22 protein-coding genes are annotated in these 19,102 nt (G+C 64.0%); 11 read left to right on the forward strand and 11 right to left on the reverse strand.

The annotated features are described in order from the left end of the window. Positions 1-505: hypothetical protein (locus ACTS2Z_RS01625; protein WP_442571491.1), on the forward strand; the 505-nt coding region annotated here is incomplete at its 5' end. 25 nt (positions 506-530) lie between these two features. Here the strand turns inward: ACTS2Z_RS01625 and ACTS2Z_RS01630 are convergent. After that, positions 531-866 carry an enoyl-CoA hydratase-related protein gene (locus tag ACTS2Z_RS01630; protein ID WP_442571492.1) on the reverse strand — a complete coding sequence of 112 codons (336 nt, stop codon included), beginning with the start codon at positions 864-866 and terminating at the stop codon, positions 531-533. Positions 867-877: 11 nt separating this feature from the next. Continuing rightward, entirely contained in the window at positions 878-2,095 is a 1,218-nt protein-coding gene (locus ACTS2Z_RS01635) for an acyl-CoA dehydrogenase family protein (protein WP_442571493.1), read from the reverse strand. A gap of 68 nt (positions 2,096-2,163) precedes the next feature. Between ACTS2Z_RS01635 and ACTS2Z_RS01640 the strand changes: the two genes are divergently transcribed. Genes ACTS2Z_RS01640 through mutL form a run of 3 tightly spaced genes read left to right on the forward strand, consistent with a single transcriptional unit; the run spans position 2,164 to position 5,419 of the window. Continuing rightward, on the forward strand, positions 2,164-2,937 hold the full coding sequence (locus tag ACTS2Z_RS01640; protein WP_442571494.1) for a TSUP family transporter: 774 nt from the start codon (positions 2,164-2,166) through the stop codon (positions 2,935-2,937). Next, the gene (locus ACTS2Z_RS01645; RefSeq protein WP_442571495.1) at positions 2,934-3,530 is read left to right on the forward strand and encodes a GNAT family N-acetyltransferase; all 597 of its coding nucleotides are present in this window, start codon (positions 2,934-2,936) and stop codon (positions 3,528-3,530) included. The genes ACTS2Z_RS01640 and ACTS2Z_RS01645 overlap by 4 nt, the downstream gene beginning before the upstream one ends. A 32-nt stretch (positions 3,531-3,562) precedes the next feature. Beyond that, positions 3,563-5,419, forward strand: coding sequence for a DNA mismatch repair endonuclease MutL (gene mutL / locus ACTS2Z_RS01650; RefSeq protein WP_442571496.1), 1,857 nt, complete (start codon positions 3,563-3,565; stop codon positions 5,417-5,419). 123 nt (positions 5,420-5,542) lie between these two features. On the opposite strand, the gene rsmD is transcribed toward mutL, so the two are convergent. Both rsmD and ACTS2Z_RS01660 read right to left on the reverse strand, forming a co-directional pair. Further along, positions 5,543-6,103 carry a 16S rRNA (guanine(966)-N(2))-methyltransferase RsmD gene (rsmD, locus tag ACTS2Z_RS01655; protein WP_442571497.1) on the reverse strand — a complete coding sequence of 187 codons (561 nt, stop codon included), beginning with the start codon at positions 6,101-6,103 and terminating at the stop codon, positions 5,543-5,545. Continuing rightward, positions 6,078-7,043, reverse strand: coding sequence for a pseudouridine synthase (locus tag ACTS2Z_RS01660; RefSeq protein ID WP_442571498.1), 966 nt, complete (start codon positions 7,041-7,043; stop codon positions 6,078-6,080). Before ACTS2Z_RS01660 ends, rsmD begins: the two co-directional genes overlap by 26 nt. 39 nt (positions 7,044-7,082) lie before the next feature. Between ACTS2Z_RS01660 and tadA the strand changes: the two genes are divergently transcribed. Continuing rightward, complete coding sequence (tadA, locus tag ACTS2Z_RS01665) at positions 7,083-7,547, forward strand: tRNA adenosine(34) deaminase TadA (protein ID WP_442571499.1); 465 nt, start codon at positions 7,083-7,085, stop codon at positions 7,545-7,547. A 380-nt stretch (positions 7,548-7,927) separates the two neighbouring features. On the opposite strand, the gene ACTS2Z_RS01670 is transcribed toward tadA, so the two are convergent. Then, positions 7,928-8,848 carry a M23 family metallopeptidase gene (locus ACTS2Z_RS01670; RefSeq protein WP_442571500.1) on the reverse strand — a complete coding sequence of 307 codons (921 nt, stop codon included), beginning with the start codon at positions 8,846-8,848 and terminating at the stop codon, positions 7,928-7,930. After that, positions 8,845-9,726, reverse strand: coding sequence for a hypothetical protein (locus ACTS2Z_RS01675; RefSeq protein ID WP_442571501.1), 882 nt, complete (start codon positions 9,724-9,726; stop codon positions 8,845-8,847). The genes ACTS2Z_RS01670 and ACTS2Z_RS01675 overlap by 4 nt, the downstream gene beginning before the upstream one ends. A gap of 170 nt (positions 9,727-9,896) precedes the next feature. Between ACTS2Z_RS01675 and panD the strand changes: the two genes are divergently transcribed. After that, on the forward strand, positions 9,897-10,262 hold the full coding sequence (gene panD, locus ACTS2Z_RS01680; RefSeq protein WP_442571502.1) for an aspartate 1-decarboxylase: 366 nt from the start codon (positions 9,897-9,899) through the stop codon (positions 10,260-10,262). Positions 10,263-10,339: 77 nt separating this feature from the next. On the opposite strand, the gene ACTS2Z_RS01685 is transcribed toward panD, so the two are convergent. Together ACTS2Z_RS01685 and ACTS2Z_RS01690 are read right to left on the reverse strand one after the other, a co-directional pair. Further along, positions 10,340-11,014 carry a protein phosphatase CheZ gene (locus ACTS2Z_RS01685; protein WP_442571503.1) on the reverse strand — a complete coding sequence of 225 codons (675 nt, stop codon included), beginning with the start codon at positions 11,012-11,014 and terminating at the stop codon, positions 10,340-10,342. A gap of 48 nt (positions 11,015-11,062) precedes the next feature. Next, a complete protein-coding gene (locus tag ACTS2Z_RS01690; RefSeq protein ID WP_188451571.1) occupies positions 11,063-11,449 on the reverse strand; it encodes a response regulator in 387 nt (128 codons plus the stop codon). A 161-nt stretch (positions 11,450-11,610) separates the two neighbouring features. Here ACTS2Z_RS01690 and ACTS2Z_RS01695 point away from each other — a divergent pair, with 161 nt between their 5' ends. The 5 genes from ACTS2Z_RS01695 (at position 11,611) to ACTS2Z_RS01715 (ending at position 17,265) form a co-directional block, all read left to right on the forward strand. Continuing rightward, entirely contained in the window at positions 11,611-12,042 is a 432-nt protein-coding gene (locus ACTS2Z_RS01695) for a MaoC family dehydratase (RefSeq protein ID WP_442571504.1), read from the forward strand. Continuing rightward, the gene (locus ACTS2Z_RS01700) at positions 12,039-12,950 is read left to right on the forward strand and encodes a bifunctional riboflavin kinase/FAD synthetase (RefSeq protein WP_442571505.1); all 912 of its coding nucleotides are present in this window, start codon (positions 12,039-12,041) and stop codon (positions 12,948-12,950) included. The genes ACTS2Z_RS01695 and ACTS2Z_RS01700 overlap by 4 nt, the downstream gene beginning before the upstream one ends. A gap of 169 nt (positions 12,951-13,119) precedes the next feature. Next, complete coding sequence (ileS, locus tag ACTS2Z_RS01705; RefSeq protein WP_442571506.1) at positions 13,120-16,089, forward strand: isoleucine--tRNA ligase; 2,970 nt, start codon at positions 13,120-13,122, stop codon at positions 16,087-16,089. Next, positions 16,086-16,631 (forward strand): signal peptidase II, encoded by a 546-nt coding sequence (lspA, locus tag ACTS2Z_RS01710; protein ID WP_442571507.1) that lies wholly within the window; start codon positions 16,086-16,088, stop codon positions 16,629-16,631. The genes ileS and lspA overlap by 4 nt, the downstream gene beginning before the upstream one ends. A 94-nt stretch (positions 16,632-16,725) precedes the next feature. Then, positions 16,726-17,265 (forward strand): DUF3035 domain-containing protein, encoded by a 540-nt coding sequence (locus ACTS2Z_RS01715; RefSeq protein WP_442571508.1) that lies wholly within the window; start codon positions 16,726-16,728, stop codon positions 17,263-17,265. Between the two features lie 237 nt (positions 17,266-17,502). Here the strand turns inward: ACTS2Z_RS01715 and ACTS2Z_RS01720 are convergent, their stop codons facing one another. The 3 genes from ACTS2Z_RS01720 to msrB all read right to left on the reverse strand — a co-directional run. After that, positions 17,503-17,940 carry a MarR family winged helix-turn-helix transcriptional regulator gene (locus ACTS2Z_RS01720; protein WP_442571509.1) on the reverse strand — a complete coding sequence of 146 codons (438 nt, stop codon included), beginning with the start codon at positions 17,938-17,940 and terminating at the stop codon, positions 17,503-17,505. A 39-nt stretch (positions 17,941-17,979) separates the two neighbouring features. Beyond that, entirely contained in the window at positions 17,980-18,627 is a 648-nt protein-coding gene (locus ACTS2Z_RS01725; protein ID WP_442571510.1) for a class I SAM-dependent methyltransferase, read from the reverse strand. Between the two features lie 41 nt (positions 18,628-18,668). After that, positions 18,669-19,102: peptide-methionine (R)-S-oxide reductase MsrB (msrB, locus tag ACTS2Z_RS01730; RefSeq protein WP_442571511.1), on the reverse strand; the 434-nt coding region annotated here is incomplete at its 5' end.

Below are 19,102 nucleotides of genomic sequence, written 5' to 3' on the forward strand. Positions count from 1 at the left end.
CAATGAGAACACCACCGCGATCATATTGGAGGAGATGAGGAACCTGATATCGGCTCACCTGCCAGATCTACAATACAGCCACTATTACCAAGAAGCTCTTGACGCGATTGGCCAATGGCATCTTTGGCGATGCGAGAAAGATGAATCACTTCATCAGTTTTCTGAGCTTATGGAAGTAAGACGTAGCTTCTCGGCGACGCCAATGCGGTGGCTCCGTCCACCTGATAAATTGGGCATCTTCACTCTTGTCCGCGCTGCCCGCGCACCACCGAGCGTCCTGCGCACAAAGCGTTTCACCATGGTAGCGAATTATGTCGAACCGCTACATGCGACTTGTGGGGATCGTATCTCTGTCTCGGACATTAAGAAACTTTTCGAATCATCCTACCCTGATTGGCTCAATGCTGACGAAAGAAAGTGGTATGATGGCACCGTTATCTCGACTGCCCATGGAGAACTCAACACCTATATTTTGTCAATTCTAGACACTCTTTGGAGGACATGAACAATGAATATGTCACGACGACTGCTCATGTCAGTCCTTGCTTCTGCCGCCATTGTCCCCGGGATTTTCGCCAAAAAGCGCGCATGAAGCGCTCCACCGGCGGCATGTCGCCCCCGCCGATCGTTGGCGGCGCCTCCATGAAGTCCATCAGGTCATTACCGGCGGTGAAGACGCCTTCACTGCCGGCGATGACCACGGCGCGGATGGCCTTGTCGGTTTCAGCCGTCTCCAGCCCTTGCGCCATGGCCGTGTACATGGCCCGCGTGATGGCGTTCTTCTTGGCGGCCCGGTTGAAGCGGATCACGCGTACTGCGCCGTGATCTTCAACCAGAATGTCGGAAAATCCTGCAGGAGCATTCATCGCCTGTATCCTTACGCTTCGTTCAGCCAGCGCTTCATCTCGAGGCGGGCAATCGTGCGCTCGTGCACCTCGTCAGGACCGTCAGCAATGCGAAGCGTGCGGATGCCGGCATAGGAGGAGGCAAGCGGGAAGTCGTCCGACACGCCGCCGCCGCCATGGGCCTGAATGGCGTCATCAATGACTTTCAGGGCCATGATGGGCGCTGCCACCTTGATCATCGCGATCTCGCCGCGCGCGGCCTTGTTGCCGACCGTGTCCATCATCCAGGCAGCCTTCAGGGTAAGGAGGCGCGAGGTCTCGATATCGATACGGGCGCGGGCAATGCGGTGCTCCCAGATCGAATGCTTGATGACCGGCTTGCCAAAGGCGGTACGGCTCATCGCACGCTTGACCATCAGTTCCAGCGCGCGCTCTGCCGCGCCGATGGTGCGCATGCAGTGGTGGATGCGGCCCGGGCCGAGGCGGCCTTGCGCAATCTCGAAGCCGCGCCCTTCGCCCAGCAACATGTTGGAGGCGGGCACGCGCACGTCTTTCAGTTCCACCTCCATATGGCCGTGCGGGGCGTCGTCATAGCCGAAGACGGGCAGGTGGCGCAGTACCTTCACACCCTTGGCATCGGCCGGTACCAGGATCATGGATTGCTGCTTGTGCAGCTCGGCATCCGGGTCGGTCTTGCCCATGACGATATAGACGGCGCAGCGCGGATCGCCGGCGCCCGAGCTCCACCATTTGCGGCCATTGATAACGTATTCATCGCCATCGCGTCTGATGGAGCACTCGATATTGGTTGCATCAGAGGAGGCGACAGCCGGTTCGGTCATCAGGAAGGCGGAGCGGATCTCGCCCGCCAGAAGCGGCGTCAGCCATTTGTCCTGCTGTTCCTTCGTGCCGTAGCGCGACAGCACTTCCATATTGCCGGTATCAGGCGCGGAGCAATTGAACACTTCCGAGGCCCAGACAACCCGGCCCATTTCCTCGGCGAGAGGGGCGTAGTCTGCATTGGAAAGCCCGGCGCCGTGCTTGGCATCTGGGTGGAACAGGTTCCACAGGCCTTGCGCCTTGGCCTTGGCTTTAAGCTCCTCAATGACCGGCAGGACCTGCCAGCGATTGGTACCAAAACCGGCCAGCTGGTCGTGATAGGTCTTCTCGTTGGGATAGACATGCTCGTCCATGAAGGCGCGCAGACGCTGGAGATAATCCTTGCAGCGGGCCGTGTATTCAAAATCCATGTGGGGTGTCCTCCCTCGCCGTTTTCGCGTGTTGCCCTGCCGGGCCATTTTCGTTTGTCCGGACTATCATGGCACTTCCTGCCGGTGATTCCATCTGTGACATGACATCCCTCATCATTCTTTTTGCGGTGCTCGCGCCCGCCTTCCTGTCGGCTGTGTTCGGCATGGCGGGCGGACTGATCCTGATGGGCGTCCTCGCAGCCATTCTGCCGGTGCCTGCCGCGATGGTTATGCATGGCGCGGTGCAGAGCGTGTCCAACGGATGGCGGGCCGTGCTTCTGCGCCGTTTCATCCTGTGGCGGGCGATTGGCTGGTATCTGGCAGGGTCGGTCACGATTGCCCTTCTGCTGCTGTCGTTCACGCTGATCCTGCCGCGGCCCTGGCTTTTCATCGTGCTGGGGCTGGTGCCGCTGATCGTCTGGGTCCCGAAGTCCGTTTTCTCACTTGATGCGACCCGCCCGGCTCACGGCGTGGCCAGCGGGGTTCTCGTCACGGGTCTCAACGTGATTGCGGGCGTGTCTGGCCCGCTCCTCGATACTTTCTTCCAGAATGTGGACGCGGACCGGCGTGCGATTGTCGCCACCAAGGCGGCCACCCAGGTCGCCGCGCATGGCGTGAAGATCGCGTACTACATCGCTCCGGCGCTGGCCGCAGGCGAGGGTGGGTCATTCTGGCTGATCGCGCTTGCCCTTCCGCTCTCCGTGCTGGGCACGACGCTGGGCGCAAAAGTGCTCGACCGGATCAGCGATGATGTCTTCCGGCGCTGGACAAAGCGCCTCGTGACGCTGATCGGTGCCTATTATTTCGCGCAAGGCGTATGGATGCTGACAGGGCAGGGATGATGAGGCTGGAGCCGCAGATACTTGAAAACGCTCATGTTCGCCTCGAACCGATGGCAGAACATCACCGCGAAGGCTTGCGGCCCTTGGCCGCCGAGCAGGAGCTCTGGGACTGGACGAGCCTGCGTGGTGACGGCCCCCACTTCGATGGCTGGTTTGACATGATGCTGGGCCAGCAGGCGGCGGGCCGGCAGATCAGTCACGCCGTGCGCCTTGCGAGGAGTGGCGAGCTGGCCGGGCATACGGCCTATCTCGCGATAGAGGCAGAGCATGCCCGTGTGGAGGTCGGCTGGACGTGGTACGGCGCGCCCTGGCGTGGCGGGGTGGTCAATCCGGCCTGCAAGCGCCTCATGCTGGGCCGGGCGTTCGAGGCCGGGGCGCTGCGCGTGGAGCTGAAGACCCATGGCCGCAATGAACGCAGCCAGCGGGCGATGACGCGCATGGGTGCGGTACGCGAGGGCACGCTGCGCAGCCACATGCAGACCTGGCGCGGTGACCGGCGCGACACGGTCTATTTCTCGGTCCTGGCCGATGAATGGCCCGCTGTCCGGGACGGGCTGGATGCGCGCCTGCACAGCTTTGCCCCGGGTGCTTGACCGGCAAGGCCCCAGCCCCGACTTTCCCGTTCATGGCCATTATCCGCCGACTCACCCCTGAAACCGTCAACCGCATCGCCGCTGGCGAGGTGGTCGAGCGTCCGGCCTCGGCGCTGAAAGAGCTGGTGGAAAATGCACTTGATGCCGGTGCCACCCGCATTGATGTGCGTGCCGATCAGGGCGGGCTGACCCGGCTGCTCATCGAAGACGATGGCCATGGCATGGACCGTGACGCACTTGCTCTCGCCGTTGAGCGTCACGCCACCTCCAAGCTGCCGGTGGGCGCTGATGGCGAGGATGATCTTCTCAACATTGCCTCGATGGGGTTCCGGGGCGAGGCCCTTCCGTCCATCGGCTCGGTGGCACGCTTTTCGATCACGACTCAGGACGCTTCTGGTGAATGCTGGTCGCTGGAGGTGGAAGGCGGCCGGACAGGCGAGGCACGCCCCGCACCGTCGCTCGGCCGGACGGGCACGCGCGTAGAGGTACGCGATATTTTCTATGCCACGCCCGCGCGCCTGAAGTTTCTCAAAAGCGAGCGTGCTGAAAGCATGGCCATCACCGATGTGATGAAGCGCCTCGCGCTCGCCAGAGCCGATGTCGGCTTTTTCCTCACCCTTGATGGCCGCTCGCGGCTCGCCTTGCAGGCTCCGGGCATGACGGACATGGCCGAGGCGCGGCGCACGCGCCTGGCGGCCCTCCTCGACCGGGACTTTGCCGAGAATGCGCTTGCCATTGATACGGTGCGAGAAGGGGTAAGTGTCACAGGCTGGGCAAGCCTTCCCACCTATAATCGCGGGACCAACCAGCACCAGTTCCTGTTCGTCAACGGGCGGCCCGTGCGCGACAAGCTGCTGGTCGGCGCGGTGCGCGGCGCGTATCAGGATTTTCTCGCCCGCGACCGCCACCCGGTGGTCGCGCTCTATGTCGATCTTCCGACCGACGAGGTGGACGTGAACGTCCATCCGGCCAAGGCGGAGGTGCGCTTTCGCGATGCCGGCCTTGTGCGCGGGCTGATCGTGGGGGCCTTGCGCCATGCACTGGCCGGTGCCGGCCACCGCGCGTCAACGACGGTGGCGGCCCAGACACTTGGACGGTTGCAGCCGCAGACCGCTCTGACCGGTTCGCTCTGGGCGGCCTCCCGGAGTGAATTCGGCGCGCGCGTTTCGCCTGCCTATGAGGCGTCTCTCGCCGAACGCTCCAGTCATGAGTTTGATGTCGGGTATGTCGCCGGAGCGCTGCGCGGCGAACCATCAGGTCTGGCGTATTCCGCCCGCGTGGAGGCGGAACCTGCCCGCGAGCTGGAAGACTTCCCGCTGGGCGCGGCGCGCGCGCAGGTGCACGGTACCTACGTTATTGCGCAAACCAGTGACGGCCTCGTGATCGTGGATCAGCATGCGGCCCATGAGCGCCTCGTCTATGAACGGATGAAGGCCGCGCTCGCCTCGACGGGCGTTGCAAGACAGGCGCTGCTAGTGCCGGAAATCGTGGAGATGGACGAGGGCGAGGCGCGTCGCGTGCTCGACCGGGCAGACGAACTTGCCGAGCTGGGGCTGGTCATCGAACCGTTCGGGCCGGGCGCGATTGCCGTGCGTGAAACGCCGGCCCTTCTCAAACGGCTCGACGTGCAGGGCCTGATGCGCGATCTCGCCGATGAGCTTGCCGAATATGACGAGGCCTTGTCCCTGAAGGAAAAGCTGGAAGAGGTCGTCGGCACCATGGCCTGCCATGGCTCGGTGCGGGCTGGGCGTCGCCTCAACGGCGATGAGATGAACGCGCTCCTGCGCGAGATGGAAGCCACGCCTCACTCCGGCCAGTGCAATCATGGCCGGCCGACCTACGTGGAACTCAAACTCTCTGATATTGAAAGGCTTTTCGGGCGGAAGTGAGGACTTCCTCCAGCTCCTGCGTTCGTCATCCCCGCGCAGGCGGAGATCGAGAGATCGAAGAGCAATGCCGCTGCCAAGTGGCTCTGGGTTCCCGCCTGCGCGGGAACGACGAAGAGAGGTGCGCTACCCCCTTCGCAGATACACCACCCTTGCCGCGCCGTATTCGCCTTCATCGAGGCGTTCCCAGCCGGGTGTTTCCGGGGTCTCGTCAATGCCGACTTCCAGAACGGCAATCGCGCCGGGGCTGAGCCACCCACCATCAAGCATGCGGGACAGCGCCAGCTCGCCAAGGCCTTTGCCATAGGGAGGGTCGAGGAAGACCAGATCAAACGGCGCGCCGAGATTGGCCGGTTTCGGCCCCATGGCCGTTGCATCGCGCCGGTGCAGCCGCGTCGTCGCCCAGAGCTGCAGCGCCTCGACATTGTCGCGTATGGCGCCTCTGGCTCCGGCATCGGTTTCGACAAACAGGCAGAAAGCCGCGCCCCGGCTCATCGCCTCGAAACCCAGCGCGCCGGAGCCTGCAAACAGGTCGATCACGCGCTTGCCCTCGACTCCCTCCGACCAGCTGGCGTGGGCCAGCTTGTTGAAGATGCTTTCGCGGGTGCGGTCGGCGGTAGGGCGGGTATTGCGGCCCTTGGGCGCGCTGAGCGCGCGGCCCTTATGGCTTCCGGCGATGATGCGCATCGGGCTTTCGGGCCTTGTTGTCAGGGCGTTTGCCGGTAGCAGGCTTGCCACGCGGCGCGCCGGGGGAAGGGCGTTTGGGGCCGCTTCCGGCAGGCGCTGGCGGACGCGGGCGCTCCGGCCTTGCAACCGCGCGGCCGGTCATGTCGGCCTCGCGCGCGCCTTCCTTCATCGGATAGCCGTCGCCATCGAGCGGATAGAGCTTGCCCAGCTGCTCGCGCAGCACCGAGCGGCGGATTTCTTCCGTTTTCCCCTTCTCCAGCGCGCCGAGCTGGAAGGGGCCATAGGCGGTGCGCAGGAGGCGGTTCACGGTAAGGCCTACTGCCGAGAGGACTTTGCGCACCTCCCGGTTCTTGCCCTCTTTCAGGCCGACCGTCAGCCAGGTGTTGGAGCCGGTGCGCCGGTCCACAACCACGTCGATGGGGCCGTATTTCACGCCCTCGACGGTGATGCCGTTCTTCAGCTTCTCGATGGCTTCCTCTGTGATGTCACCGAAGGCACGCACGCGATAGCGCCGCGTCCAGCCCGTGGAAGGCAGTTCGAGCACACGGGCCAGCTCGCCATCATTGGTCAGGAGAAGCAGGCCTTCCGAGGTGAGATCGAGGCGGCCAATGGAAATCACCCGGCCGATATCCTTCGGCAGGGACTGAAAGACGGTTTCGCGCCCTTGCGGATCGGCATGGGTCGTCACCAGCCCGTCGGGCTTGTGATGGCGCCACAGGCGTGTCGGCGGGCGCGCGGCAATGGGTTTGCCGTCGACGCGCACATCATCGCCGGGGCCAACCTTCACCGCAGGGGTTTTCAATATCTTGCCGTTCAGGCTCACCCGGCCTTCCTCGATCATGCGTTCGGCTTCGCGCCGCGAGGCGACACCGGCATGGGCGAGCACCTTGGCGATACGTTCGCCGTCGTCTGCGGATTTGGGGGCAGGGGGTCTGGCCAAGGCTTGCGGGCGCTCCGGTGAAGGCTTAAGCGGCTCAGAATGGATGAGAGCCGCGACATACGCTTTATGACGCTAGCCTTGGGTCAGGCGCAAGCCGCTGCCGCCGCGGGCGAGGCGCCCATTGGCGCAGTGATTGTCGATCCGGCGACCGATAGGGTGGTTGCGCTCGCCCACAATGCGCCCATTGCCGGGCATGATCCCAGCGCCCATGCCGAGATACTGGCGTTGCGCGAGGCGGGCGAGGCGCTTGGCAATTACCGGCTGACCGGACTTGAAATGTTCGTGACGCTGGAGCCGTGCACGATGTGCGCGGGCGCCATCAGCCATGCCCGTATCGGGCGTCTGGTCTATGGCGCGTCCGATCCGAAGGGCGGGGCTGTTGAGCATGGTGTTTGTTTTTTTGATCAACCCACCTGCCACTGGCGCCCGCAGGTGACCGGCGGTGTGATGGCAGAAGAGAGTGCCACCCTGCTGAAAGCGTTTTTCAAGGCACGGCGGGGGTAGGGGCTTTTCCCCGGCGCGTTTCAGCGCGCTTGGGCGGGTAGAGCATGTCCGGCACAGTGCAGCCGGGTTCCCGGCCCCCGAGCCGGGAACCATTTTTTCAATGCATTGTTGGTTTCCAAGCCATCTCGCATTTCACCGGCGCAAGCCGGTGCCCAGCTCGTACGGCGTCTGGACCCCGATTGGCGTCGGGGAAACGCATGGATCCCGGGTCAAGCCCGGGAACCCGGTTTTGGGAACTGCTCAGACTTTTCCGGCCCCGCCAGGGGCCGCAAGGCCGACCGGCCGCCCGCGCTCGCGCGCGGAACACCGCAACGCGGATGCGTTGCGGAACTAAAAGAGGATGGGTCACCCCCATGAAGCGGGTGATGACAAGCTGGAACCTAATACGGCTCCGGATAATCCCCGTCTGCATCATCGCCGCGCGCCAGGCGCTCGAAGGCCTCGATCAGCGAGGTGTAGGGCGGTACCGGCGTGAGGCGTATCTCCTCGCCGATCAGCACGCTCTGGCGAATCTCGAAATGCAAATGGAACGTCGTCGGTGTGGCACCGAAATGGTTCCAGATAACCCCGATCCGCTCGCCGCGTGCGACCGTGTCGCCGGTTTCCACATCGAGCCGGGCCGGGTCGAGGTGGAGGTAGAGATAGCTTGTGCCATCATCAGCCAGCAGGGTGACGGTGTGGCTGGAAATGCCGCTGATAACGCCGTTATCGGCAGCCACAGCCCAGAAGCGGTCTTCGTCGCCATAGGGGCTGCGCGGGCAGCGAGGCGGGCGGATATCCTGTCCCTGATGGCCGGTGCCGCCGGGGCACATGGGCGTCGACCAGCCGCGCGTCTCGCAGAAATTGTCAAACCAGGGATAGTCGTAATTCTCCTCTGCGCACTGGTTCCATGGCGGGCTGGCGTGAATGCCGCCGGGCCGCCAGAGCTGGGTGTTGGGAAAGGCCCGCGGCACCTCTACCGGAAAGCGCATGCCGGGTGCATAGACCGGTGCGTCTGCGACGCCGCTGCCGGAGCCTTCGGGCAGTTCTCCGGCAGGCGTATAGGAGGGTTCCTCATCCAGCCAGTCCAGCAGGACAACCGGTTCGGCCTCTTCCTCCGCTTCCGGTTCGGGAACTTCCTCCGGCTCGGGTGCTTCTTCGGGCTGGGGTGTTTCGGGCTCTTCCGGTTCTGGCGCTTGCGTCTCCTCGGCAGGCTCAACCGGGGCGGGCGACTCGTCCTGCGCGCCAGGCCAGAAAATGGCGGCAATCAGCGCGCCGCCGCCAATGATTGCTGCCAGCGTGTAGTCGCGTGTCACGCTCATGGCTGCCTCCCCGGTCTGCTGCGCGGTGGCAGGCCTTCAGGCGACCCGCCCGCGACCACCAGCCGGCCCGCAAAGCTGCGAATGGTGCTCTCGTCGCGGCATTCGGCGCTCTCGTCAGGATTGGCGCAGGCGATCAGCAGGGTATAGGCCGCGCCATAGCGGTTGAAGCTCAGCTCCTGTCCGAACTCGTTGCGGGTGACGAGCTGGCCTTGGGCATTGGTCATGCCCAGATAGCGCGCGGCAATGTCTGGGCTGGCCTCTACCGCGTGCACGATGCGCGTGCCGGTGATCTGGTACATGATCCCGCGCCGGTGAAAGCTGGCGCTGTAGAAATAGTCCGAGGCGAAGAACATCATCCCTTCAACGCCGCCGCCTTCCTCCTCGCCGCGTGTCGATGCCGGTTCGGTTTCAAGGGGCAGGAGGACCGGCAGGCGCGGGCGCGCCAGCTCTGCCGGCGGTGTGTTGCGGAAAGGCGGAATGCGTGGCGGAGGCTGGGTCGGCACGAAGGTGGCCGTGGTGTCCGGGTTCATCCGCGCAATGTCGCGGCGCATGTCGATGGCGGCGGTGCCCCAGTCAATCGGCGTGATCGGGCGGCCTTGCGCATCGGTTTCAGGGGCTTGCGCGCCCGCGCCGGGATCAGGCTGGACGCGCTGGGCAAGGGCCTGTCGCACGGCCTCCGGGTTCAGTTGAAAGGTTTGCGGGGCCTGCTGCTGGCGCGCTTCCATTGACTGCAGGACCTGCTGGCGTGTCCGGGCCTGCTCCAGCACGAGGGCTGGCGGCGCCGCGCCGGGCTGAGGCTGCTGCTGCTGCGCGAATGCGGGGGCGGCCAGGGACAGCGGTAGGGCTGCCATCAGGGCACAGATGCGGATCATGTCCATAGGCCCAACCCCCGATTTGCCGCGCCGGGCACATCGGCGCGTCCGGAGTCACGTTAACACATCGGGGCGGCAGGCGGCACCGGAATCGGGTTCCGGCGGGCGAGGGGTCTGTTCGCGGCCCGCCTGATGCATTATATGCAGCGCAACATCAGCCATCCGGGACCATCTCGATGCAGCTCACCATGATGAAGGCCAAGCTCCACCGCGCCAGCGTGACGCGCGCGGACCTGCACTATGAAGGGTCGATCTCGATCGATTCTGATCTGCTGGACGCGTCGGGCATCCTGCCGAACGAGCAGGTCGATGTGCTCAACATCAATACCGGCGCACGCTTTACCACCTACGCCATCCCTGCGCCGCGTGGATCGAAGACGTTCGGCATCAATGGTGCGGCGGCGCGTCTGGCGCAGGTCGGCGACCGGATCATCGTCGTCGCTTATGCGCAGATGGATGCCGAGACCGCGCGCCAGTTCGTTCCGAACGTGGTGCTGCTTGACGAGGCCAATCAGGTCGTGAGCGCGCCGAAAGCGGCCTGAAGCCTGTTTCAGGTACAAGAAACAAAAAGGCCCGCCGGATGTCCGGCGGGCCTTTTTCTTTGACTGTCGCTACCCGTCTAGTCGAACAGGGCGTCAATCGCGTTCTGGTCGAGATCGGATGCGATCATCTCGTCGATGGCATCCTGCTTCACTTCCGGTCCGCCAATCGCCGGGCCGTTAAGGTGCAGCTTCTTCTTGCGCTCTGCTTCGGCCACCTCGTCCTCATCGGCCTCGGCGTCATGCACGCCCATGGTGGCGGCAAACCGGCTGACACGCTTTTCGACGTGACGCAGCGACTCCACGACCTTGGACACGCGCTGGCCTGACAGGTCCTGGAACGAGCAGGCCTCGATAATGCGCATCATGGCATCATCGACCTCTGCCTTGTAGCTATCCAGATCGTCCGGCTTTGCGCCCAGCAGGGTCTCGGCCTCGTGCATGATGCTTTCGGTCGCCCGTTCGGTATCGGTGACAACGGCTTCCAGCTCCGCGCCAGCGGTCGGGATACGCTGTTCCTTGATATCGTTGGGACGCAGCTTGGAAATTTCCGTCCGCGTCCGGGCGATATAGTCGGCGATATAGACAAATTCGCTGTGGATCGACTTGTCGAGTGATCCGAAGAAAAGCTGCATGGTGTCGGTAAGCTGCTGTGCAAGCGACAGCACTTCCATCACCTGACCGTCTTTCAGGTCCTTGGTCTTCAGATTGGCGAGTGACTCACGCACACGCGCGGCAACTTCTGCGGCGGGCATCACATCCCTCCTTTATAAAAAAGCATAAAAAGGCAGGCGGTTGCGTGCTTAGAAATCGCCCAGAACGGCGGCCATCTTCGCTTTGAGCGTGCCGGCGTTGAACGGTTTCACGATGTAGTTGTTCACACCGGCCTTTTTCGCGGCGATGACGTTTTCCGTCTTCGATTCCGCAGTGACCATGATGAACGGGACCGTCTTGGTCGTGTCATCGGCGCGAACGCGTTGCAACAGCTCGTATCCGGTCATCGGTTCCATGTTCCAGTCGGAAATGACCAGACCGTATTTCTGCTTTTTCATTTTCTCGAACGCTTCGGTTCCGTCCGAAGCTTCATCGACGTTCTCAAACCCGATCTGGGTGAGAAGATTCCGGATAATCCGGATCATCGTCTTGTAATCATCTACCACCAGAATCGGCATCGACATTTCGACAGCCATACCCGCACCTCCATCCAGACCTTGTTTGTCACCCTGCTTTCCGGCAGGAGTAGTCAGGTTTTCCCTGTTCTTTTCTCCCCCGGCTGCTGTCAGGCTAGACAAGTGCAGTCAAAATTCGGTTAAACACCCGGCAGAAACACGCGGCGATGCGAAAGATCGAGATGCAAGGCTTTGGAATCAACGAGTTGGAGGTCGGTCAGACGGCTTTCATCACCCGTCTGGTGGATGATGAGGCGGTTCGCCGCTTCGCCGAAGTGTCCGGAGATTTCAATCCGCTGCACCTCGATGAAGAGTATGCCGCGCGCACGCCCTTCCGTGGCCGTATCGCGCATGGCGCGCTGATCGCGTCCTATATTTCCTGCGTGCTGGGAAACCATCTGCCGGGGCCGGGCGCGGTGTTTGCCGGCATGACCATGCGCTTTGAACGCCCGGTGCGGATCGGCGACACGGTGACGGCGCGTGCGACGGTTACCGGCATCGACATCAAGCAGCGCCGCGTAATGCTGGACTGTGTCTGCGAGGTCGAGGGCGAGATCTGCATGAAGGCCGAAGCCGAAGTGATGGTCCGCAAGCGCCGGGCCGCCGCCGAATGAGCGGCGTAGCCGCACTTGGCAATTTTGACGGAGTGCATGCCGGCCACCGCGCGGTGCTGGACCATGCCCGCCGCCTCGCGGCCCGCATCGGATCAGAGCCTGTCGCGGCGGTGTTTGCGCCGCATCCGCGCCGCCTGTTCCGGCCGGAAGACCCGCCCTTCCGCCTGATGAATGACGCCCAGCGGGAGCGCGCGCTTCTTGCTGCGGGTGCCGCCCGTGTTGATACGATCCGCTTTGATGCGGCGCTTGCGGCCATGACGCCGGAAGACTTCGTGCGCGATGTGCTGGTCGGAGAGCTGGCGCTCGACGGCGTGGTGACGGGCGCGGACTTCTGCTTCGGCAAGGGGCGGGCCGGTAATGCCGGCACATTGAAAACGCTCGGCACCGAGTACGGATTGGCAGTGGATATAGCTCCGACGCTTGTGGCCGAGAGGCTTGAGGACCGGGGCAAGTTCTCCTCAAGCGCCGTGCGCCATGCCTTGCGGGAAGGCGATGTGGAGACGGCAGCCCATCTGTTGGGCCGTCCCTGGGCCATCGAGGGCGAAGTAGCCCATGGCGACAAGCGCGGGCGCACGCTTGGCTTTCCGACGGCCAATATCGCGCTTGGCGACTATCTGCGTCCGAAAGCGGGTGTTTACGCTGTGGAGGCGATGCTGCCGGGCCGGGATATTCCGGTCGGCGGCGTTGCCAATATCGGCCGGCGCCCGACCGTGGAGGGCACCGAGGAACGCCTGGAGGCCTTCTTCTTCGACTATTCCGGCGATCTCTACGGGCAGACGCTGGAGGTGGCGCTCGTCGCCTTCATCCGCGAGGAGCGCCGCTTTGACGGGCTGGAGGCTCTGAAAGCGCAGATTGCCGCTGACAGCCAATCAGCGCGCGCCCTTCTGGACCGGCGTGGCGGGGCCTGATAGACCGGCACGCATGAGCTTCAGCACCCACCAGATCTCCGCGCGAATTGCGCGAATTACCGGCCCGGCCCGCTAGGACCGCTCCTCGCAGAGACGGTTCGCGGCAGCCGGGACAGTTTTTCGCCCCTCATTGATCTGAACGACCAGCCAGAGAACCGGATACGCCGCCATGACCGATGCGAGCGACGCGCCTGAAACTTCATCCGCGCGCGACTACAAAGACACGCTTTTCCTGCCCCAGACAGACTTTCCGATGCGCGCCGGCCTGCCGCAAGGCGAGCCGAAATGGCTGGAGCGCTGGGAAGGGGCCAACCTCTACCAGCAGATGCGCGACACGGCCAAAGGCCGGGAACGCTTCGTCCTGCATGACGGCCCGCCCTATGCCAACGGCCATATCCACCTCGGCACAGGCATGAACAAGATCCTGAAGGATTTTGTGGTGCGCACCCGGCGCATGGCCGGTTTCGATGCGCCCTACCGTCCGGGCTGGGACTGCCACGGCCTGCCGATCGAATGGAAGGTGGAACAGAACTACCGCGCCAAGGGCAAGAAGAAGGACGATGTCCCGGTTGCTGAGTTCCGCAAGGCCTGCCGCGACTACGCCGCCGAGTGGATTGACGTTCAGCGCACCGAGTTCAAGCGCCTGGGCGTCGCGGGCGAGTGGGATGATCCCTACACCACCATGGCGTTCGATGCCGAGGCGGCGATCGTCTCGGAATTCCTGAAATTCGTCGAGCGCGATCTTGTCTATCGCGGATCCTCGCCGGTGATGTGGTCGCCGGTCGAGCAGACAGCGCTGGCCGAAGCCGAGGTCGAGTATCACGACAAGGTGTCGACCACGATCTGGGTGAAATTCCCCGTGCGCGGCGTAAAGGCGGACGGGTCGGGCATCTCCCATTCCATGGCGGGCGCGAGCGTGGTCATCTGGACCACCACGCCCTGGACGATCCCGGCCAACAAGGCGATCTGCTATTCGGGCAAGATCGCCTATGGCATCTACGAGGTGGAAGGGGCCGATACCGGCGCCGATTTCCTGCCCTGGGCGCGCCCGGGCGACAAGCTGATCGTGGCGGATGCGCTTTGGGACGATGTGGCCAAGGCCGGTTTCATCGTGAAGGCAAAGCGCCTGGGCGATGCCGACATGGCAGGCGTGATCTGCTCCCACCCCTTCGCCAAGACGCACAAATACTGGGACTACCGGGTGCCGCTTCTCGAAGGCGACCATGTCACCGACGAGCAGGGCACCGGCTTTGTCCATACCGCGCCGGGCCACGGCGCCGAGGACTATGCCGCGTGGATGGCCAACAAGGTCTGGCATGATCCGAAGGACCCGATCCCGCACACCGTTGGTCCGGACGGCGCCTACCTGCCGCATATCCCGCTGTTTGCGGGTCTCGAAATCGTGCGTACCGATGGCAAGAAGGCGGGCCAGGACGGCCCGGCCAACAAGGCTGTCGTCGATACGCTGATCGAGGCGGGCAATCTTCTCGCGCGCGGGCGCCTGGAGCACTCTTACCCGCACTCGTGGCGGTCGAAGGCGCCGGTCATCTTCCGCAATACCAATCAGTGGTTCATCGCCATCGACAAGGACATGGGCGACGGGCACACCCTGCGCCAGCGCGCGCTGGAAGCCATCGATGCGACCGAGTGGACGCCGAAAACGGCCCGCAACCGCATCCATGCGATGGTGTCTGACCGTCCTGACTGGCTGATCTCGCGCCAGCGCGCCTGGGGCGTGCCGCTGACGATCTTCGTGCACAAGGTGACCGGCGAGATCCTCAATGATGCCGAAGTGAATGCGCGCATCGTGAAGGCGGTTGAGGCGTCGGGCGCCGATGCCTGGTTCGAGACAGATGCGCAGGACTTCCTCGGCGAGAAATACGCCGCTGCCGAGTACGAACAGGTCACCGACATTCTCGATGTGTGGTTTGATTCCGGCTCGACCCACGCCTTTGCCCTGCGCGAGGGCGAATGGCCGGCAGATGTGTATCTGGAAGGCTCCGACCAGCATCGCGGCTGGTTCCAGTCGAGCCTGCTGGAATCGTGCGGCACGCGCGGGCGCGCGCCCTACAAGGCCGTCGTGACGCATGGCTTCATCGTCGACGAGAAGGGCATGAAGATGTCCAAATCGCTTGGCAATGTGCTGGCGCCCAATGCCGTTGCGGAAAAATATGGCGCGGACATTTTGCGCCTGTGGGCCGCCAGCGCCGACTATTCGGGCGATCTGCGGATCGGCGAAGCCATCCTGCAATCGGCGGTCGATGCCTACCGCAAGCTCAGGAACACGCTGAAATACCTGCTCGGCGCGCTCGACGGGTTTGCTGAAGCAGAACGGGTAGACCCAGCCGACATGCCCGCGCTCGAACGCTTCATGCTGCATCGCATGGCGGAGCTGGACGAGACCGTGCGGGCTGCCTACGCGTCCTATGACTTCAAGCGGGCCTGGTCGGCACTGTTCAATTTCTGCGTGAACGACCTTTCGGCCTTCTATCTCGATATCCGCAAGGACAGCCTGTATTGCGACCGCCCGGACTCGGTGCGCCGCCGGGCTGCCCGCACGGTGATGGCCGAACTTCTCGACCGGATCGCCCTGTGGATGGCGCCGCTACTGCCCTTCACCATGGAAGAGGTCTGGGTGGCCCGCTACGGCGATGAGGCCGCTTCGGTACACCTGCAGACTTTCCGCGATACGCCGGAAAGCTGGCTGGATGGCGAACGCGCCGAGCGCTGGCGCACTATCCGCCGCCTGCGCCGCGGTGTGACGGCGGCGCTGGAGGTCATGCGCCGCGAGAAGGTGATCGGGTCCAGTCTCGAGGCTGCGCCGGACGTGTTTGTCACCGATCCGGCTTATCGCAGCGCACTCGAGACCGAAGCACCCGGCAGCGTTGACGAGTTCCTGGCCGAGCTTTGCATTACCTCGCAGGCCGCGTTGAAAGACGGGGAAGGGCCTCAGGACGCTTTCCGTAGCGAAGATGCTCCGGGTGTGGCGGTCGTCTTCAGGCCGGCCGAGGGGCGCAAATGCGCCCGCTCCTGGCGGATCACGACCGATGTCGGGTCCGATCCGCGCTATCCGGACCTGTCAGCGCGCGATGCCGACGCGGTGGCCTGGTACGATGCGCAAAGGGGTGGCGCCGCATGAGCCTCGTGAGCCGGTATATTCCTTCAGCGCGGCTGGCCGCGTTCGGGGCCGGGCTGGCCGTGATCGTGATTGCGCTCGATCAGGCGACCAAGCTGTGGATCCTCAACGGGCTCGGTTTTCTCGAAGGTGGCCCGGGCACGCGCATCGAGGTGCTCGATCCCTGGTTCAACCTGACCATGGTGTGGAACCGGGGGGTCAGCTTTGGCCTCTTCGCGGCCGAGAGCCTGTGGACGCGCCTGATGCTGATCGGCTTTTCGCTGGTCATTTCCGGCGTGATCGCCGTCTGGCTGACCCGCGCCGAACGCCGCCTGCAGGCGATTGCTTTCGGCCTGATCATTGGCGGGGCCATTGGCAATGTGATCGACCGCATTGCCTACGGTGCCGTTGCCGATTTCCTCGACTTTTCCGGCCTGATGTTCCCTTACGTCTTCAATGTTGCCGATGCGGCGATTTCCATCGGCGTTGCGGGCCTCATTCTGGACGTCATCCGCAATGGCAATGAGCGCAAGCCCGGCGAGGCCGGCGGCGCGGTGTCAGATTAAACTCTGGCCATCCCTGCCGCGAGGGGTGGCGCTTGCCCCAAACGCTCTGTTAGAACAGGGCTCAAGTTTACCAGTCTCAGGAGCGTCGTGATCCATGCGCGTCCATAATATCATTGCCGTTGCGGCCATGGCCCTTGTCGGGGCCAGCGCCTGCACGTCGGGTGTGCGTCAGGCCCTCGGCACCGAACGCACCGCGCCGGACGAGTTCCGCGTCGTGACCATCGCCCCGCTGACCGTGCCGCCGGAATACTCGCTGCGTCCGCCGGCTCCGGGCCAGCTGCGCCCGGAAGACATCTTCCCGGACCAGCAGGCGCGCCGGGCCCTGTTCGGCGAGTTTACCTCTGAGAATGCCAGCCGCGGCGAGATCCTGCTTGCCGCCCGCGCAGGCGGCGCTGACGCCAATCCGAACGTGCGCGCGCTCATCGATGGTGAGACCGCGTCGGTGGTGCGCAAGAATGAGAGCTTCGCTGACCGGCTGATGTTCTGGCAGTCCGACACCGTCGTGCCGGCTGCGGCGTCCGACGATCCGATCGATCCGGAGGCTGAACGCCGCCGTATCTCCGAAGTGACCGGCGGGGGCGAGGTGACCATCGTTCAGCCGCGCCGTTCGGGCCGCAAGCTGCCTGGCCTCTAGGCCCAAAGGTTTCAGGTACGTATTGAAAAGCCCGGATCGTTCAGCGGTCCGGGCTTTTTCATGCCGTGCCATGTTCGTGCTTGCCGGGAGATTGGCCGGGACAGATATCTGCTTACGCCTCAACCGGGTTCCCGGGCTTGACCCGGCATCCACGTTTCAACGAGCGGCAACTGGCGTGGGTCCCGGCTCGGGGGCCGGGACCGCGGTAGTGAGGTCCGGAGGAATCTTCACCCGGTGCTACTCTGCCTCATCCATGTTCAGGCGGCTCAGGAGTGCGTGCAGCATCTCGGCATCGTCCTCGCCCAGGCGTTCGGCCAGCTCCAGATTGATGTCGCGCAAGGTCTGGTCCGCCTTGATGGCAAGCTCGCGGCCCGCCTCGGTGAGCGTCACGATGGCACTGCGCTTGTCCTGACTGTCCGGTCCGCGGCTGACAAGGCCAATCGATTCCATGCGCGAGACAAGCCCGGTCACGGCAGGAGCCCCAAGAGCAAGCGTGTCGGAAATGGAACCCATGCGCCGCTCCCCGCGCCGCATCAGCAGGAAGAGCACAGCGGACTGGGCAGCGGTCACGCCCGCTTCGGCCCGCAGGCGGGCATCGGCTTGCCGGTGAAGGCGCCGGGCCGTGATTTCCATCAACAGGTAGAGCCGCCGGTCGACGGCGCGCGCGCGAGCCATGAATGACCCTTGGCGTGATTCAATGTGGATTGGAAAGTCTCAGCCCGTAAATCGCCAGACGCGGGCAAGGCGGACATCGCGGTCTTCAAGGTCGCGGCTGACCGGCGTGTCATACCGCGCCAGCGGCTCCAGCATGGTCTTTGGCAGGAAGTGTCGGCCCGGATCACCGATCAGGACCAGGCATCCGCGCTGGTGCAGGGTACGAAGCCAGCCGGCAATGCGCTGCGCGCCGGGGCCCTCATAGAAGACATCGCCCGCGAGGACGACATCCCAGCCTTCATCGCGGTCGACAAGGTCTGCCAGCGTGGCATTGAGGACCACGTCATTCAGCGTGGCGTTGGCCTTTATCGCCTCTACAGCGAAGGCATCGATCTCGCTGGCATCAACGTGTGCCGCTCCGGCTTTTGCCGCACCGATGCCGGCAATCCCGCAGCCGCTGGCAAAGTCGAGTACGCGCTTTCCGGCAACGAGGGCGGGATTATCCATCAGATACCGAGCCAGCGCCTGTCCACCCGCCCACGCAAATGCCCAGAAGGGCGGAGGAAGGCCCGCCTCGCCGAGCGCCTCCTCGGTCTGCTGCCAGATCGCGATGGTCTCGTCAGCGAGGTGGAAGCGCAGTTCAGGCGTCAGGGGCGCATCGGCGATGCGGGTATGGGCGCGGATGAAGGCTTGCGGATCGTCGATCATGCACGCCCTCTAGCCGGTGCAGCGGACGCGCGCCAGCGGGCTTATGCGTCCCCGGAGGGTACGAAGCGCAAGGCCACCCCGTTATTGCACCAGCGCTGGCCTGTCGGGGGCGGACCATCCTCGAAGACATGGCCCTGATGGCCGCCGCAACGCGAGCAGTGATACTCGGTGCGCGGGGTCCAGATACGATAGTCGGGCTTGGTATTCACGGCACCGTCCAGAGGCTGCCAGAAGCTGGGCCAGCCGGTCCCGGATTCGTATTTCGTCTCCGATGAAAAGAGCGGCAAGGCGCACCCGGCGCAGACGTAAGTGCCCTCGCGGGTTTCCGCATTCAGCGGTGAGGAACCGGCCCGTTCGGTGCCTTCGCGCCGGAGCACATGAAACTCTTCCTCGGTCAGGCGTTCGCGCCATTGCGCCTCGGTGAGGTTGGCCCAGTCGATATCGCCATCGGTGTTTGTCTGCACGGATGCGGTGC

The sequence above is a fragment of the Glycocaulis sp. genome, assembly GCF_052168375.1.
Lineage (GTDB): Bacteria > Pseudomonadota > Alphaproteobacteria > Caulobacterales > Maricaulaceae > Glycocaulis.